This window comes from Adlercreutzia sp., assembly GCF_056795635.1.
Window position 1 is genome coordinate 1 of the sequence record NZ_JBQIIT010000002.1, and the last position, 15,836, is coordinate 15,836.

At 66.7% G+C, this 15,836-nt stretch carries 14 protein-coding genes; 2 read left to right on the plus strand and 12 right to left on the minus strand.

The genetic code is table 11. From position 1 onward, the window contains the following. Positions 1 to 45 precede the first annotated feature (45 nt). Positions 46 to 1,149: an IS3 family transposase gene (locus ACTOXK_RS00965; RefSeq protein WP_482279826.1), complete on the minus strand. Its 1,104-nt coding sequence runs from the start codon at positions 1,147 to 1,149 to the stop codon at positions 46 to 48. A 239-nt stretch (positions 1,150 to 1,388) separates the two neighbouring features. Here ACTOXK_RS00965 and ACTOXK_RS00970 point away from each other — a divergent pair, with 239 nt between their 5' ends. After that, positions 1,389 to 2,510 (plus strand): putative NPN-dependent ornithine cyclodeaminase, encoded by a 1,122-nt coding sequence (locus tag ACTOXK_RS00970; RefSeq protein ID WP_482278589.1) that lies wholly within the window; start codon positions 1,389 to 1,391, stop codon positions 2,508 to 2,510. Between the two features lie 158 nt (positions 2,511 to 2,668). Here the strand turns inward: ACTOXK_RS00970 and ACTOXK_RS00975 are convergent, their stop codons facing one another. From ACTOXK_RS00975 to ACTOXK_RS01015, 9 genes are all read right to left on the minus strand, one after another. Next, complete coding sequence (locus ACTOXK_RS00975; protein WP_482278590.1) at positions 2,669 to 3,598, minus strand: slipin family protein; 930 nt, start codon at positions 3,596 to 3,598, stop codon at positions 2,669 to 2,671. Positions 3,599 to 3,658: 60 nt separating this feature from the next. Then, positions 3,659 to 4,141: a GntR family transcriptional regulator gene (locus ACTOXK_RS00980; RefSeq protein ID WP_482278591.1), complete on the minus strand. Its 483-nt coding sequence runs from the start codon at positions 4,139 to 4,141 to the stop codon at positions 3,659 to 3,661. Next, on the minus strand, positions 4,138 to 5,037 hold the full coding sequence (nrfD, locus tag ACTOXK_RS00985) for an NrfD/PsrC family molybdoenzyme membrane anchor subunit (RefSeq protein WP_482278592.1): 900 nt from the start codon (positions 5,035 to 5,037) through the stop codon (positions 4,138 to 4,140). Before nrfD ends, ACTOXK_RS00980 begins: the two co-directional genes overlap by 4 nt. Before the next feature lie 25 nt (positions 5,038 to 5,062). Next, the gene (locus tag ACTOXK_RS00990) at positions 5,063 to 5,710 is read right to left on the minus strand and encodes a TorD/DmsD family molecular chaperone (protein WP_482278593.1); all 648 of its coding nucleotides are present in this window, start codon (positions 5,708 to 5,710) and stop codon (positions 5,063 to 5,065) included. Positions 5,711 to 5,751: 41 nt separating this feature from the next. Then, a complete protein-coding gene (locus ACTOXK_RS00995) occupies positions 5,752 to 6,372 on the minus strand; it encodes a 4Fe-4S dicluster domain-containing protein (RefSeq protein WP_482278594.1) in 621 nt (206 codons plus the stop codon). 66 nt (positions 6,373 to 6,438) lie between these two features. Further along, positions 6,439 to 6,987, minus strand: a complete 549-nt coding sequence (locus ACTOXK_RS01000) for a 4Fe-4S dicluster domain-containing protein (protein WP_482278595.1) — start codon at positions 6,985 to 6,987, stop codon at positions 6,439 to 6,441. 3 nt (positions 6,988 to 6,990) lie between these two features. Further along, entirely contained in the window at positions 6,991 to 9,435 is a 2,445-nt protein-coding gene (locus tag ACTOXK_RS01005; RefSeq protein ID WP_482278596.1) for a molybdopterin-containing oxidoreductase family protein, read from the minus strand. 393 nt (positions 9,436 to 9,828) lie between these two features. Beyond that, the gene (gene eno / locus ACTOXK_RS01010; protein WP_482278597.1) at positions 9,829 to 11,121 is read right to left on the minus strand and encodes a phosphopyruvate hydratase; all 1,293 of its coding nucleotides are present in this window, start codon (positions 11,119 to 11,121) and stop codon (positions 9,829 to 9,831) included. A gap of 126 nt (positions 11,122 to 11,247) precedes the next feature. Next, positions 11,248 to 13,167: an oleate hydratase gene (locus ACTOXK_RS01015; protein WP_482278598.1), complete on the minus strand. Its 1,920-nt coding sequence runs from the start codon at positions 13,165 to 13,167 to the stop codon at positions 11,248 to 11,250. Between the two features lie 148 nt (positions 13,168 to 13,315). On the opposite strand from ACTOXK_RS01015, the gene ACTOXK_RS01020 reads away from it, so the two are divergent. Further along, positions 13,316 to 14,281 carry a DMT family transporter gene (locus tag ACTOXK_RS01020; RefSeq protein ID WP_482278599.1) on the plus strand — a complete coding sequence of 322 codons (966 nt, stop codon included), beginning with the start codon at positions 13,316 to 13,318 and terminating at the stop codon, positions 14,279 to 14,281. Positions 14,282 to 14,431: 150 nt separating this feature from the next. On the opposite strand, the gene ACTOXK_RS01025 is transcribed toward ACTOXK_RS01020, so the two are convergent. Both ACTOXK_RS01025 and ACTOXK_RS01030 read right to left on the minus strand, forming a co-directional pair. Beyond that, positions 14,432 to 15,169, minus strand: coding sequence for an energy-coupling factor transporter transmembrane component T family protein (locus ACTOXK_RS01025; RefSeq protein ID WP_482278600.1), 738 nt, complete (start codon positions 15,167 to 15,169; stop codon positions 14,432 to 14,434). Between the two features lie 317 nt (positions 15,170 to 15,486). Then, positions 15,487 to 15,720 carry a hypothetical protein gene (locus ACTOXK_RS01030; protein ID WP_482278601.1) on the minus strand — a complete coding sequence of 78 codons (234 nt, stop codon included), beginning with the start codon at positions 15,718 to 15,720 and terminating at the stop codon, positions 15,487 to 15,489. Positions 15,721 to 15,836: the final 116 nt, after the last annotated feature.

Genomic DNA, 15,836 nt, shown 5'->3' on the forward strand with positions numbered 1-15,836 from the left:
GTCGCTGGAATCGACGGCAATCCTTTAATGGGCCATCGCGTCGGCTCATGCGCATTTTCGCCGATGGTCCTCGCCGACAGCGCGATTCCCATTATCAGTGTTCTTGAGCCTGCCGAAGAACCCCTCGCAGGCCGCGTTGTCGGGGCTGCACCCCTTGGCCGACATGGACCTGGCCAGGCCGTTCTCCTCGCAGAGCGCGATCCAGCCGGGCCAGCGGTAGTGCGCGCCGCGGTCGCTGTGCACCACGGTGCGGGCGCCCCCGCGCCTGCCGGCCAGGGCCTCGGCCAGCGAGCGGTTCGCGAGCGCGGCGTCGGGGCTCGCGCCGGTCGCCCAGCCGGCCGGGCGGCCGTCGAAGCAGTCCACCACGGCGCTCAGGTAGCACTTGCCGGCGGGTATCCTGAACTCCGTGATGTCGGTGACCCACAGCTCGTCGGGGGCGGGCGCCGAGAAGTCCCTGGCCACGATGTTGGGCGGGGCCGCCGACACCTCCCCGGCATAGGAGCTCCAGCGCCTGCGGCGGCGGTTGTAGAGGACCTCGAGCCCCTCCTCGCGCATCAGGCGGCGCACCACCTTCTCCGACACCCGCGCGCCCTCGCGGCGCAGGCGGGCCCATATGGTGCGGTAGCCCCAGGCGCGGGACCCTTCCTCGAACAGCTCGCGCACGCGGCGCCGCAGGGGCGCGCACTTGTCGGGGCGGGGCAGGCGCGCCCGGTGGTACTCATAGGAGCTCCTCGAGATCCTCAAGAAAGCGGTGATCTCTCGGAGGGGCAGGCCTGTCGCCGCGCGCAATCTCTCGCCCAGCTCGCACTTTCTCCTGTTCGATATCGAACCCGGGTGCGAGCCTGCCCCTTTTAGGTCGTCCAACACCGCCCTGAGCAGCATGTTCTCGTTCATGGCCGCCTCGTAGGCCGCCCTCTCCGCCTCGTCCAACGGCTCCTCCTCCGCATCGGGAGGCGCCATCCTACCATGTCGGAGTGGAGGCCTCGCGGCGGAGCGCTGGCGCCTGCCGCGCCGGGGGTGCGGCAGGCGCCCACCGGCCCAGTTCGCCACGGCCCTGCGGCTGACGCCGCAGAGCTCGGCGGCCTCCGCCTGGGTCATGCCCTCCTCCAGCGCGAGCAGCGCCAGCTCCACCGTGTCCCTGTCGTACATGCGGGCTCCTTCCCGGACCGGGTCTGGTCCAAGTTTTTGTCCGCACCCCCCTACCCTTAGCCAGCCGACAGCCCGTTGCAGAGTAATTATCCGCGGCACAAGCGCTCTCGCCGAAGCCCGAAATGCCAGAAGCCCGGGCAGGCGCGGCGCCGTTGTGGAAAACAGCGGCGTGGCCCTCGGAGGCGTTTCGACCGCGCTACAATGCGGATACCGAAACCGCTTCTGAGAGAAGGCCGCCCATGGATTTCGCGCCCACCCCCTACACCGCCCCCGACTTCTCGCTGCCGCATCTGGCCAGCGCCCCCGATGTCGCCCTCGTGCCCGCGCCGAAGGATTTCGTGGCCCCGAAGAACTACCACGCCATGTCCATCTATCCCGAGTACCTGAAGATCAACGGGGAATGGGTGCTCGCCCGCGACTCCCGCATGGACTGCGTGGCCGTGGTGGAAGACGGGGCGGTATTCGTGCGCGAGTTCCGCCACATTCGCGCCGGCGACCTCATCGCCTGCGGGCGCACCGAGAACGGCGAGGAGGGCATCCTCGTCTACACCGAGGGCTTCCGCGGCCTGGCCACGGCCGACGACGGGGCGCCCCACCCCGGCGGCCACGACAACTTCGCCTTCCGCCTCGGCCGCTCCCGCGAGACCGCCTTCTCCCGCGACTACGACGAGCTCTACGAGCTTTTGCGCCACGAGCGCGACCACGGCTCCATCGTGTGGGTCATGGGGCCGGCCTTCACTTTCAACGGGTTTTCGCGCGCTGCCTTCGCCAAGATCGTCGATGCCGGCTACGCCGATGCGGTGTTCGCCGGCAACGCCCTGGCCACCCACGATCTGGAAGGGGCCTACTTCCACACGTCGCTCGGCCAGGACATCGAGACCCAGGAGAACCGCCCCAACGGTCACTACCACCACCTGGACACCATCAACCGCGTGCGCTACTGGGGAAGCATCGAGCGGTTCATCGAGAAGGAAGGCGTGCGCGACGGCATCATGGAGGCTCTCGTGCGCAACGGCGTGCCCTACGTGCTCGCCGGCTCCATCCGCGACGACGGGCCGCTGCCCGGCGTGTTCGGCAACGCCTACGACGCCCAGGACGCCATGCGCGACCACATCCGGTCGGCCACCACGGTCATCTGCATGGCCACCATGCTGCACACCATCGCCACGGGCAACATGACGCCGAGCTACCGGGTGCTGCCCGACGGCACTATCCGCCCCGTGTACTTCTACTGCGTGGACATCGCGGAGTTCGCCGTGAACAAGCTCGTGGACCGGGGCAGCCTCGCCTCCCGCGGCATCGTCACCAACGTGCAGGATTTCATCGCCAACATCGCCAAGGGCCTGGGGCTTTTGGGCTAGGGCGGGAAACGCCGGGGCCGCACAAGCGCCCACGCACGCCGCGCCCTCGCACGCTACTCCGGCGCCCCTTCCGCCCCCCTCGCCTACAGCAGCGCCCCCGCCGAAACCGGTTCGGCGGGGGCGCTGGCGCTTCTGCGGGGCGTTGGGGAGGGCCGAGCCTAGGGTTTCAGGAAGCCGTCGATGTTGTTGAAGGCCTCGCCGAAGGCGGACGGGGCGATGACCAGGCCGCCCTTCTCCTTCACCGACTCGTAGATGAGGTTCATGGTGCGCAGCTGCAGGGCCTTGTCGTTCTGGTCGTACACGGCCGCCGCGTCCACGAACATCTCCGAGATGTCCTTCTCGATCTCGGCCAGAAGCAGCCGCGCGTTGCGCTCGCGCTCGGCCTGGGCCTCGCGGGACATGGCGTCCTGCAGCTCCTTGGGGATGGCGATGTCGCGAATCTCCACGGACACCACGGTAATGCCCCAGCTGCGCGTCTTCTCGTCGAGGATCTCCTTGATCTCGCAGTCCAGTTGCTCGCGGCGGGTGGCCACCTCGGCCAGGTTGATGCGGCCGATGGCGTCGCGCAGGGCCGTCTGGGCGGCCCACCAGATGGCCGAGGCGTAGTCCTCCACCTCCACGCAGGCGTCCTTCGGGTTCCACACGAGCCAGAACAGCACGGCGTCGATATCGAGGGGCACGAGGTCGGCTGTGAGCGCCTCCTCGGCCGTGAACGGCGTGGTGATGATGCGCTGGTCCACATGGGCCGCGGCGTGCTCCACGATGGGAATGAGAAAATACAGGCCCGGGCCCGCGATGCGGTGGAACTTGCCGAGGCGCAGCACCACCACGCGTTCCCACTGGGGCGCGATGCGGATGCTGCACGAGAGCAGAAAGCCCACGGCCATGGCCGCCACGATGAGCGGCACCGACAGCGACGACCAGAACGCTGCCATCACCACGGCGAAGCCGAGGAGGAACACGGCGAGGGAGAACAGGTACACCCCGTTGCGGGAGGTCTTGGTGCCCCGCGACGGCGGCGCGGTGGCAATGGGCTTGCGCACCCCTTCGCCGGCCCGCTCCTCGTTCTTTCGATTCTTCTGACGCATGATGCCTACCCCTTCCCCTGGACGGCCCTCGGGCCCGCATCCGGGCCGATTCGCCGCAGACTAGCGGGCCTCCCCCAGTCTGATGATCTGCTCGCGCACCAGGTTGACGATGTCGTCGGGCTCCAGGCCCCGCGACAGCGCGTTCTGCACGAAGTCCATGGCCAAGGCCTCCATCTCGCCGTCGTCGGCGGAATAGTCCACCCGGCTCACATCGGCCACGAAGGAGCCACGGCCGCGCTTGGTGAAGATGAAGCCGTCCCGTTCCAGATCCTGGTACACTTTGTTGATGGTGTTGTAGTTCACGCCCAGCCGCACCGACAGCTCGCGCACCGAGGGCAGCCGCTCATCGCGGGCGTACTTCCCCGACGTGATGAGGTAGACCAGGCGCTTGCGAATCTGCATCCAAATGGGAACGCCGGACCGCTCGTCCACTTGGAACGAGCCGAGGGCGTCGCTGGGCACTTCTCTTTCATAGGCGTCTTGGATCATGATGACCTGTATGGTATCACGGATATCCTCGACCTTGAGGGCTGCGCTGATCATCCCCAGAAAGTCACCGCCCCTCCGGTCACGGCGGAGAAGCGCACCGCCGCCAGCAGGAAGGCGTAGCGCAAACACAGGCCGCCCCCGATGGCCGCCCCGGCACCGATGACGTAGGCGAGCGAGCGCGGGTGGGCGGCGCACCAGGCCTCGGCCGCCATGGGAACCGCGATGCCGGCCCCCACCACCCCGAACCAGAACAGGCCGGCCCAGCGCCCGGTCAGGAGAGCATCGGCCGACAGACTCGCCGGATCGCTCCAATGGGCCCACAGCAGCAGAGCGGCCAGGGCCACGGCCTTCGCCGCGAGCAGCACGCCGTCGACCCGCAGACACACGGGAATGCCCGCCGGCACGTCCTCGCCGTCGCGGGTGACGAAGCCGAAGACGAGCAGCATGGCCATACCCGTGGACAAGGCCGACAGCACGAAGACCACGGCCACGAGACCGTGGTTCAGAAAGGGCACCGACGGGAACGCCGACAGGTACACGCCGGAGTACAGGATGACCACGACGGAGAACACCGTGGCGAGCGCCTGGAGCACGGCCTCGATGCGCTCCGTGACCGGCGTTGCCAGAAGGCCGCTGACGAGCAGGGCGAGCACCGAGCAGGCGATGAAGGCCACGATGGCCCAGGAGCCCAGCGTGAGCAAACTCGTGGAGGGGGTGAAGAACACGTGGAAGGCCCGCTCGGGATAGCCCAGATCGGCCAAGAGGAAGACGAGCCCGAGGCCGACCGTGGCCGGCCCCAGGTACATCCCGCCGTCCGTGACGGTGGCGGCCGATTCCAGCCAGGGAGGATTCCACCGTCGCAGCGACAGGTCCACCACGGCGCTGATGAGAAAGGCGCCGGCGCCCATGCCCGCCAGAAACAGGTACCACGCTATGAACGAGTTGACCACGGCCGTGCCCGCCCCGTTGCGTCCGCTAGGCAGCCGCGAACAGCTCGGCCTCGGCGGCCGTGAAGTCGCGGGCCAGGCCGGCCAGGCCCCGGTAGAAGTCGGTCTTGGCCCGGGCGGCCACATCGTCGGCCAGGGCCGGCACCCACGGTGCCAGGTGATCGGCCACAAAGGCCTCCTGCACGGCCGTCAGGCGGGCGGCCTCCTCGCCGTCGCCGGCCCTCAGGGCCGCGGCGGCCTTGCGGGCGAGTCCGGCCATGAAGCCGAACTCGAAGGCGATGTGGTCCTCGGGAATGTTGCCGTCGGCTTCCACAGCGAAGCCCTCGCGGCGATAGAGCCGCACCACGGCGTCGCGGGCCTCCTGCATGAGCAGGCCGGTCTCGCTCGTGTACACCGACTCGTAAGGGGCCACGGGGCTGCGGCTCATGCCGAGGAACACCCGGGCGTACTCGGCGGCCAGGTCGGTGCGCACCGCCTCCAGGGCCTCGTCGTCGGCATCGGCGAGCGAGGTGACGAAAGCGCCGAGCGCGCCATCGAGGGCCGGCCCGCCCTCCCGCAGGGCCTGCAGGAAGGCCAGGGGCACCTCTTCGCCGAAGGCGATGCTGAGGAACTCATACACGGCCGCCCGCTCCTCCATGAGGGCGCGCGTCTCGTCGATGGTCAGATTCTCGTCCATGGTCACTCCTCGCGAATACCGGCCTGCAGGGCCTGGGATAACTAGTTCTCGGCGGCCGGGGCCGCGCCGTCGAAGGGCACCTCGTCATCGGTGGCCGCCGGGGAGGGAGCGGCCTGCGATGCCCAGTCGGGCCGCGGCCGATGGGCCACGAGCACCGCCGGGGCGGTGGCCCCTTCCAGGCGCGCGCCCCCGCAGGACGCCGCCTCGGCCTCCATCTCGGGCAGGGGTCCGAAGTGAAGGGCCCGGGTGGGGCAGCTGAGCACGCAGCGCGGCTCCTCGTCCGGGCCGCGGCCCAGGCTCAGGCAGCCGTCGCACTTGTCCATCGTCTTGTCGTCCCGATAGCGGGGCACGTCGAAGGGGCAGGCCAGGGCGCAGCTGCGGCAGCCGATGCAACGGGTGGCATCGCCCACCACCAGGCCGTCTTCCCTGCGCTTGGCAATGGCCCCCACGGGGCAGACGGCCGCGCAGGCGGGGTGCTCGCAGTGCATGCAGGAAAGGGAGGCGAACCGCCGGCTCACCGCGGGAAAGCGGCCCTCGACGGTCTCGAATACGGTGCGCCGCATCCAGGTGGCCGCTGCCAGGCCGTGCCACTGCTGGCACGCGACCTCGCAGGCATAGCACTTCACGCAGCGCCTTCCGTCCACGAAGAACCCGTACTGCACGGCCCTCTCCCCTTCCTGCCGATCCGCGCCGGGGCCGGTGGGCACGCCCGGCGCGGAATGTATTGCCTAGGCTCGGCGGGCGACGAACACCGACGGCACCGTCTCGCCTTCCAGGCGGGCGCCGCCCTTCTCGCTCGCCAAGGCCTCCATGTCGGCCAGCTTACCGAAGTGCAGGGCCTTGGTGGGGCACGTGTTCACGCAGCGGGGCGTTTCGTCGGCGGCGCGGCCCAGGCTCAGGCAGCCGTCGCACTTGTCCATGCGAAGGCCCTCGCCCTCGATCTCCGCGTACTGCGGCACCCCGAAGGGGCAGGCCTGCTCGCAGGTCTTGCAGCCGATGCACACCGAGCTGTCCACCACCACGAGGCCGTCCTCCTCGCGCTTGCTCACCGCACCAGTGGGGCAGTTCGCCACGCATAGGGGGTTCTCGCAGTGCATGCAGGACAGGGACGTGAAGGTGCGCTTCACCTCGGGGAACGTCCCCTCGACCTCTTCGCGCACCTCGCGGCGGTGCACGGTGCCGGCCTTGATCTCATGCCACTGCTGACAGGCCACCTCACAGGCCCAGCACTTCACGCAGCGGCTCGAATCAACGAAGAATCCGTACTGTTCTGCCATGATTTACCCCTCCCACTTGCTGATCTTCACGAGGGTCTGCTTGGCCATCGCGGAATGGAAGCCATCGAAGTTCTCGATGGTGGCGTCGTAGAGGTTGTTCACCTCGGAGCCGCCGTCGAAGCACCCGTAGCCGGGCTCGCCGAGCTCCTCGCAATCCTGCCACCAGCCGCGCTTGCCCATGATGACCTCAGGCGAGATGCCCTCGAAGTACTCGGCCACCATCTTGACCCAGCCATGGGGCGACTCAATCTTCATCCAATCGCCGTCCTCGATGCCGTACTGCTGGGCCGTGGCCGGGTTGATCTTCACCCAGGGCAGGCGGTTGCGCTCGCGCATGTAGGGCAGGTTGCCGAAGTAGCTGTGGACGCTCAGGCGATGGGCGTGCACGTCGGTGAAGATGAGCGGGAACTCAGCGGCGATCTCGGGGGTCTCGGCAATGCCCTCGGGCGGTCCCACGTACTCAGGCAGGTAGCCGAGCGTGCCGTCCTCGCGGTTGTTAGGCATGCCGCCGATGATCTCGTTGTAGCACTGCACCTTGCCGTTGGGCAGCTTCGCGAACAGCTCCTCGTAGTTCTGATAGGTCGGCTCCTCCGGCTTGGCGCCGTCGGTGCGCTCCACGAAGATGTAGCCCTTCTCGCGCAGTTCCTCCAGGGTGAAACCGGTCGGCTCCAGCTGGGCGCGCAGCAGGCCGTCCAAGTCGCCGTTCCAGAAGTCCTCGCCGAAGCCCATCTTCACGGCCAGGTCGAGGTAGACTTTCCAGTCGGAGCGGGACTCGCCGAGGGGCTCGGCGATCTGCTGCTCGATGCCGATGAACGTGCCCTCGGGCATGTTGCGGGAGCCGATCTGGCAGCTGTCCTCGTAGCGGGTGCAGGCGGGCAGCACGTAGTCGGCGTAGTCGCAGGAGGGATTCCAGCCGGTGTCCATGACGAAGTACAGGTCGAGCTTCTTCAGGGCCTCGGCCACCAGCTTGGGCTGGCGGGTCTGGGACAGCGGGTTGGTGCTGTGGGAGAACACGGCGCGCAGCGGGAAGGGCTTGCCGGTGAGCACGCTCTGGATGCCGCGGTTGGCCGCCGAGGTGGGATCCACGAAGAACTTGGTGTAGGCCCAGGTGTCGGGGTTCTGCCACCAGCGGGGGAACTCGGGGGCCACGAGCCTCGAGCGGCTCGGGGCCAGGCCGTTCTCCTCATCTTCGGGATAGGAGGGAAGTTTGTCGGACAGTGTGGGAACCTTGTTGATCTTGCTGCAGTCGAACAGCTCCGGCGGCATCTTCATGCCCGCACCGCCACCGCCCGGTACATCCAGGTTGCCCGTGATGGCCGCGATGAGGTTGATGCTGATGCAGGTCCAGTTGCCGTCATTGGACTGGTCGCCGGCGCTGTTGCCGTACATGATGCCCATGGGCTTGATGGTGCCCATCATGCGGGCGACCTCGGTGATCTTCTCCTCGGAGATGCCCGTGATGGGGGCGGCCCAGGAGGGCGGGAACTGCTTGACGTGCTCGGCCAGCTTGTCGAAGCCGTTGCACCAGTTCTCGCAGAAGTCGTGGTCGTAGAGATCCTCCTCCACAAGCACGTTCAGGATGGCCAAGGCCAGGGCGCCGTCGGTGCCGGGGCGCACGGGAACCCACACGCTCGCGTGGGTGGCCAGCGGATCGAGCATGGGGCGGATGTCGATGAACTGCAGGCCGTTGTCCATGGCGTCGAAGCGGCGCACGGGGTTCGCCTTGTCGATATTGTTGTTCATGTCGGCGTTCTCGCCGTTCACGCCCCAGTTCACCAGCAGCTTCGTCTTGTTGAGCTGGTAGGGGTAGGTGTCGGCCTTCGTGCCGATGGACAGCTCGCGGCTCGAGGTGATCTGGGTCTGGCAGATGGCGCTGTGCATGTAGTTCGGCGTGCCGAACACATTCAGGAAGCGGCGGCCCATCTGCATGACGAACTTGCACTCCTGGGGCGACCACAGGGCGAAGGTCTCGGGGCCGTACTGGTCCTTGATCTCCTGAAGCTTCGTCGCGATGCCCTCGATGGCCTCGTCCCAGGTGCAGCGCTCGAACTTGCCCTCGCCCTTCTCGCCCACGCGGCGCATGGGGTACTCGATGCGGGCGGGGTTGTACAGGGTCTGCATGGCGGAATTGCCCTTGGCGCACAGGCTCTTGCAGCCGTAGCCCCAGTTGTTGCCGGCCACGGGGTTGCCCTCGACGTGTACCCAGCGGCCCTCGGGGTTGATGTAGCACAGGGTCGAGCACAGGGCCTTGGCGGGACCGCACATGTAACACCAGGAGTGCTTGACCTCGTACTCGTCGAAGTTGACGGTCTCGATCTCCGGGGACGCGCCCGTGTTCGCGAGATTCTCATCCTCCGCCACCTTGGGCGAGCATCCGCTCAGAGCGGCCAGGGCGCCCAGCGTGGCAGCCCCCTCGAAGAACCGGCGTCTTGTCAGACTATGCCTCATCTCTCCTCCTTAAATGACGTGAGCCGCCGAGGATGAGGGGGATCCGAAAAGCCGCCTCTGGTTGCTGTGCACGGCAACCGACGTGCCCCGGATTGATCCTCTCCCCTCGGCCGATACCGATGCGGCCGTACCATCTGAGTCGCATAGTAACATAGCCAACTATGACACTCAACCACTTTCTTTATCTATTTCGAGAATAGCTGCGGACCAGCAGTCAATTTTTGCTATATAAAACTAGTCTTTTCCCTGTGCACGGGCAATATCATCCCATGGGAGCTCGGTGCCCATCCCCTGGACAAAAGGCCCTAAAAGGCAGCGGTGCCCGCCGAATTCCTTCGACGGGCGCCGCATCCTCGCTTGCAGGCTCTACGTTGCGTGCTTTCGCTGAGCCGCTTAGCGCTTGATGTTGTAGAACGCGCCCATGCCGGCGTACACGGCCTGGGTCTCCAGCTGCTCCTCGATACGGATGAGCTGGTTGTACTTGGCCACGCGGTCGGAACGGGCCGGGGCGCCGGTCTTGATCTGGCCGGTGTTGCAGGCCACGGACAGATCGGCGATGGTCACGTCCTCGGTCTCGCCGGAGCGGTGGCTCATGACACAGGCGTAGCCGGCCTGCTTGGCCATCTCGATGGCCTCCAGGGTCTCGGTGAGGGAGCCGATCTGGTTCACCTTGATGAGGATGGCGTTGGCGCAGCCCAGCTCGATGCCCTTGGCCAGGCGCTTGGAGTTGGTCACGAACAGGTCGTCGCCCACCAGCTGCACACGGTCGCCGATGCGCTCGGTCAGCTTCTTCCAGCCATCCCAGTCCTCCTCGGCCATGCCGTCCTCGATGGAGACGATGGGATACTTGTTCACCAGAGCCTCCCAGTAGTCCACCATCTCGTCGCTCGTGAGCTCGCGGCCCTCGCCGGCCAGCACGTACGTGCCGGTCTCGGCGTTGTAGAACTCGGTGGACGCCGGATCCATGGCGAACAGGATGTCGGTGCCGGGCTTGTAGCCGGCAGCCTCGCAGGCCTGCACGATGTAGGCAAGCGGCTCCTCGTTGGTCTTCAGGTTGGGAGCAAAGCCGCCCTCGTCGCCCACGCCGCCCCCAAGGCCGGCATCGTGGAGCACCTTCTTCAGGGTGTGGTAGATCTCGGCGCACCAGCGCAGGGCCTCGGCGAAGGTGGCCGCGCCCACGGGCATGATCATGAACTCCTGGAAGTCCACGTTGTTGTCGGCGTGCACACCGCCGTTCAAGATGTTCATCATGGGCGTGGGGAGCACATGGGCATTGGCGCCGCCCACGTACTTGTACAGCGGCAACTCGGCAGCCTCGGCAGCGGCCTTGGCCACAGCCAGGGACACGCCCAGGATAGCGTTGGCGCCCAGAGCGCCCTTGTTCTCGGTGCCGTCCAGGGCGATCATGGCGGCATCGATGGCGCGCTGATCGTCGGCCTCGACGCCGATGAGGGCCTCGGCGATCTCGCCGTTCACGTGGGCCACGGCATCCAGGGTGCCCTTGCCCAGGTAGCGCTTCTTGTCGCAGTCGCGCAGCTCCACGGCCTCGAAGGCGCCAGTGGACGCCCCGGAGGGAACCGCCGCACGGCCGAAGGAACCGTCCTCCAGCACGACCTCGACCTCGACGGTGGGATTGCCGCGAGAATCAAGGATCTCGCGCCCGTACACATCGATAATGACGCTCATGAAATGCCTCCTTGCAGGTAAATGATTGTGCTGTTGCTCAGCATTCCCCATCATACCATGCAAACGCGCCCCGCACGGCTTGAGTTCCGTGCGGGGCGCGCAAAAGCGATGCGACCTTGGGCGAGCCTAGTGGATGCCGGGCCACACCGCGCCCGGGTTGGGGCCTTCCACGGCCTCGTTCTCGTCGGTGATGGGAATGACGCCGTACTCCTTCAGCAGTCCGTAGATATCGGTGTGCTCGATCTCCTTCAGGCCGCGGGACAGCAGCAGCTTCTCCAGCACGTTCATGTTCATATCCGTAGCCGGCTTGCCGTCGCGCAGCAGCACCGTGGCGTTCAGCAGGCAGCGCAGATCATAGACGCTCCCCCACACCTCGGGCACACCGCGGTCGATGTCCAGCAGCGTGTACACCGCCTCCATGCCGGTGCGCATGGAGTACTCGGTGGTGAAGATGGTGTCGCGGGGCGTCTCGGCGAACTGGCCGATGAAGGCGAAGTTCACGGAGCCTTCCGGCACCACGAGCGGACGGTCCCCATCGGCGCGGGGCATGAAGAAGGCCGTGATGTAGGGCATCATGCAGGGCACCGTGTTGGCGCTCTTCTCGGCCAGCTCCTCGATCTGCTCCTCGGGCACGCCCAGGTGGTACAGCCATTCTTGGCAGATCTCACGCCCGGTGCAGTCGCGCATGGGCTTCTTCACGTAGTTGCCGTCCACATCGGTGAACAGGCCGTAGAGCCACACGCACACGGTGCCCGGTTCCTGGTCGCGGAACTGAGGCTGCCGGTTGATGGTCCAGGACAGCAGCCAGTTGGAATCCCGCACCGACACGATGCCGCCGGTTACCACGCCGCCGGAGAGCGGATCGCGCTTGCAGATGGCCGTGATGTAGGGCAGGATCTTCTCGTCCAGGGTGGTCACTGTGGCGCTCTCCCAGTTGCTCTTGGCCGGGTCGCCGCAGAACTTCTCGGGGCGCCCGAAGGCCGGCGACTGCGCGGCGATGCGCTTCCACAGATCCCAGCCATCGCCGGGCGTGAGCTCGGGGGCGTAGCGGGCCGGGGTGTTCTGGCTGCCGAAGGAGGAATGGGCCACCAGGCTGCCCGGCGTGATGAACACCAGATCGTTTTCGGTCAGGGGAATGACCTGCTCGCGGATGCCCGCCGGAGCGGGGGCCGTATCCCCCGGCAGCCCCTCCACAGCGCCGATGGCCTCAGGCTCGTCCTCTACCAAAAAGCGGATCTCGGTGGCCACTTTGCGGTTCTCGTCCTTCGCCCCGTCGCAGGAGAAGCGCACATCGGTCACGTGAGTGTCGTAGCGGAAGTCCACCCCGTGGTCCTTCAGGTAGTTCACCATGGGCAGAATCATGGACTCGTACTGGTTGTAGCGTGTGAAGCGCAGTGCCGAGAAATCGGGCAGGCCGCCCACGTGGTGCACGAAGCGAGTGATGTAGCGCTTCATCTCCAGGGCCGAGTGCCAGTTCTCGAAGGCGAACATGGTGCGCCAGTACAGCCAGAAGTTCGATTTCAGCACCTCGTTGGAGAAGTACTCGGTGATGACCTTGTCCTGAAGGTCTTCTTCCGGGGTGAAGAACAGGTTCATGATCTCCATGCAGGCCTTATCCGACAGGTCGAAGCGGTTGTCGGTATGGGCGTCCTGGCCGCGGTTCACCGTGGCGCGGCACAGGGAGTAGTTGGGGTCGCGCTTGTTCAGCCAATAGTAGTAGTCGAGCACGCTCACGGACGGATCCTCGATGGAGGGAATGTCGCGGAACAGGTCCCACATCACCTCGAAGTGGTTGTCCATCTCGCGGCCGCCGCGCATGGTGTAGCCGAGGCTCGGGTAGTCCCAGCCGTCGCAGCCGCCGCCGGCCCGGGGCCCGCGCTCCAGGATGTGGATGCGCTCACCGGCCATCTGCCCGTCGCGCACGAGGAAGCAGGCCGCAGCCAGCCCGGCCAGGCCGGCGCCCACGATGTAGGCCGACTTGTCGTCCACGCCCTCGGGTTTCAGGGGATGGGCGAACGCTTCGTAGTTGCCACTGGAATAGTACATGGCTCCGTCCTCTCGCATCGGTAACATGGCTTATCCCCATGGTGCGCCGCCGCGGACGGATCATGGCCGGCAAACCACGTTCGTTGATGGCCCGTTGGGAAGCAGTAACCCTAGGCAGCCCCCGATTTGCTCCCTATAATGGCGAGCCATGGACACTACGCAACGAAACCAAGGAGCCCTACCGGGCTTCGCCTACAAGCTCATGCTGCTGGGAGCCACCGTCATCTGGGGCTTCGCCTTCGTGGTGATGAAAGACGCCGTGGACGTGCTGCCTCCGGCCCAGCTCATCGGCGTGCGCTTCCTGCTCACGGGCCTGCTCATGGCCGCGCTCTTCCACCGGCGGCTGCGCGGCAGCCTGAACCGCGGCTTCCTCGGCGCGGGACTCGTGCTCGGCGTGGTCACCTTCCTCGCCTTCTGGGTGCAGACCGTGGGGCTCGCCGACACCACTCCGGGCAAGAACGCCTTCCTCACGGCCACCTACTGCGTCATCGTGCCCTTCATGCTGTGGGCCGTGGCCCGCAAGCGCCCCACCGTGGCCAACGTAGGTGCGGCCGTGCTGTGCGTGGCGGGCATCGGGCTCGTGTCCGTGGCCGCGGGCACCCTCACCATCGGCTTCGGCGACCTCATGACCCTGCTGTGCGCCGTGTTCTTCGCCGCCCAGATCATCGCCATCGCCCGGTTCTCCCAAACCTACGACGTGCTGGGGCTCACGGTGTACCAGTTCCTCTTCGGCGGGGCCCTCGGTCTCGCCCTCGGTGCGGCCACCGAGCCCTTCCCCGGCCTCGCCGCCGTGGCCAACGGCGACTTCCTGCTGAACCTGGCCTACCTCGTGGTGCTCGCCTCGGGGGTATGCTACGTCTTGCAGAACGTGGGCCTCGCCCATGTGCCCGAGGCCCAGGGCTCTCTGCTGCTGTCCCTGGAATCGGTCTTCGGCGTCATCGCCAGCGTGCTGTTCTACAGGGAGGTGGTCACGGGCCGCATGATGATCGGCTTCGCCCTCATCTTCGTCGCTATCCTCATTAGCGAGCTTGCGCCCCAGTCCGTGAAGCGCGAAGAGCCCACCGAGACAGCCCCTGCGCCCGAGCTTGAGGAAAACTCGAGCGCAGTTCTGTAGGGAAGAGCCCGCCTCTCCGCCCAGCACCGAAAGAGCCCCACCCAAGAACACCCTGTGACCCGCAGCTCGCCCCGTAGGGAAAGGGCCAATGCCCTTTCCGTTCAGCCCCAAAGGAGCCCCACCTGAGGCCTTCCTACAGCCCGCGAACTCTCAGGGAACGAGCGCCACAGCGACGCACAGGGCGATGCCGACAAGGAGCACCGCGCCGTCGCTTCCCCGGAAACGACGCCCGTCGAGGGTCGTGGGCGCCGCAGTGGCCCCGAAGCAGCGGGCATCCATGGCCGCAGCCAGGCGGTCGGCGCGACGGAACAGGCCGACGAACAGCGGTACCATGAGCCCTCCGTAAGCCGCAAGCCGCCCCCTCAGCCCTCCGCCCTGGAAGGGAGCGCCCCGCGAGGCCTGGGCGGCCCGCACGCCGGCCAGCTCCTCGGCCGTCAGGGGAATGAAGCGCAGGGCGATGGAGAAGGCCGTAGTTACATCCCGTACCGGCAGGCCCACACGGCCCAGGGGGGCGAGCAGGCGCCGCAGGGCCTCGGAGAGTTCCGTGGCCGTGGCCAACGATACCAGCACGAGGCTCCCCCATACGAGCAGCAGCACCCGGGCCGCCACCACCGTCCCGGCCGTCCAGCCGAGGCTCATGCCGTTGTACGCCAGCAGGAATGCGGCGATGACATAGGCCGGGGCACCGCCCTTGAGCACTGCGGCCCATCGCACCCGCCCGAAAGCCATGACAGCCGCAAGCAGAGCCGCGGCCGCGGCGAGGGCGCTCAGGCTGCGAGCCCAGAAGAGTGCGACCGAAAAGGCCATGAGCAGCGCAATCTTCACGCGCCCATCCAGGGCGCGCACAAAGCGCGGAATGCGCGAGGGAGCTGTGAGCAGCGGTGCCATGGCCCCAGTATGGCAGAGGCGACGATTCCCAGGGGTCGCCGGTACCGGGGCTATCGGCCACGGCCCTGCCGATAGCACTGTTTTGTGCGAATGCGCAAAAAACGGTTCGTACTACTCCGACCCAAGCCACCGCCTGGCCCCCAAACACAGGAAACCCCTTCCCGCCCGGAAGGGGTTTCTCGTACTCCAGATGGCGTGAGCGGCTCGTTGTTAAGGAGCGGGTCGTCGCGCATCTGGTCGTTCATGCACGATCGAGGGTTGAGTTAGCGAAATCCCCGATTGTGCCACGCGGCTCGTCGGTGCCGCGCCCGAGTATGCTACAGGGCCTCGCCGATGCCGGCTGTGCCGATCTTGGCCTGGTCGAACTCGAAGGCCGTCTCGGCAGCCTCGGCCGCAGCCTGCTCGTCGCCCAGGGCATCTTCGAACTCGGCGGAAGAGGTAGCCTCGGCCATCACTTCCTCCTCGATGCGCTCGAGATCCTTCACGGCATCTTGGGTCTTCGCGGCCTCGGAATCGACAAATTCCTTCATCAAGGTATCCTTGTCAGCCATGATCCGGCTCCTTTCAATCACAGAGATCTTCGTGAACAAGTTCCGTAAGAGCGCTCCTTTGTGCCCTTGCATCACCTATTCTATGGGCCGGAAACTGAGAAGAAAATCTGAGCGTG

What these genes read in the sequence shown, in the direction of transcription:
- ACTOXK_RS00965 (WP_482279826.1), bottom strand. Translation starts at nt 1,149, where the DNA reads ATGTACGACAGGGACACGGTGGAGCTGGCGCTGCTCGCGCTGGAGGAG.
- ACTOXK_RS00970 (WP_482278589.1), top strand. Translation starts at nt 1,389, where the DNA reads ATGGATTTCGCGCCCACCCCCTACACCGCCCCCGACTTCTCGCTGCCG.
- ACTOXK_RS00975 (WP_482278590.1), bottom strand. Translation starts at nt 3,598, where the DNA reads ATGCGTCAGAAGAATCGAAAGAACGAGGAGCGGGCCGGCGAAGGGGTG.
- ACTOXK_RS00980 (WP_482278591.1), bottom strand. Translation starts at nt 4,141, where the DNA reads ATGATCAGCGCAGCCCTCAAGGTCGAGGATATCCGTGATACCATACAG.
- ACTOXK_RS00990 (WP_482278593.1), bottom strand. Translation starts at nt 5,710, where the DNA reads ATGGACGAGAATCTGACCATCGACGAGACGCGCGCCCTCATGGAGGAG.
- ACTOXK_RS01000 (WP_482278595.1), bottom strand. Translation starts at nt 6,987, where the DNA reads ATGGCAGAACAGTACGGATTCTTCGTTGATTCGAGCCGCTGCGTGAAG.
- ACTOXK_RS01005 (WP_482278596.1), bottom strand. Translation starts at nt 9,435, where the DNA reads ATGAGGCATAGTCTGACAAGACGCCGGTTCTTCGAGGGGGCTGCCACG.
- eno (WP_482278597.1), bottom strand. Translation starts at nt 11,121, where the DNA reads ATGAGCGTCATTATCGATGTGTACGGGCGCGAGATCCTTGATTCTCGC.
- ACTOXK_RS01015 (WP_482278598.1), bottom strand. Translation starts at nt 13,167, where the DNA reads ATGTACTATTCCAGTGGCAACTACGAAGCGTTCGCCCATCCCCTGAAA.
- ACTOXK_RS01020 (WP_482278599.1), top strand. Translation starts at nt 13,316, where the DNA reads ATGGACACTACGCAACGAAACCAAGGAGCCCTACCGGGCTTCGCCTAC.
- ACTOXK_RS01025 (WP_482278600.1), bottom strand. Translation starts at nt 15,169, where the DNA reads ATGGCACCGCTGCTCACAGCTCCCTCGCGCATTCCGCGCTTTGTGCGC.
- ACTOXK_RS01030 (WP_482278601.1), bottom strand. Translation starts at nt 15,720, where the DNA reads ATGGCTGACAAGGATACCTTGATGAAGGAATTTGTCGATTCCGAGGCC.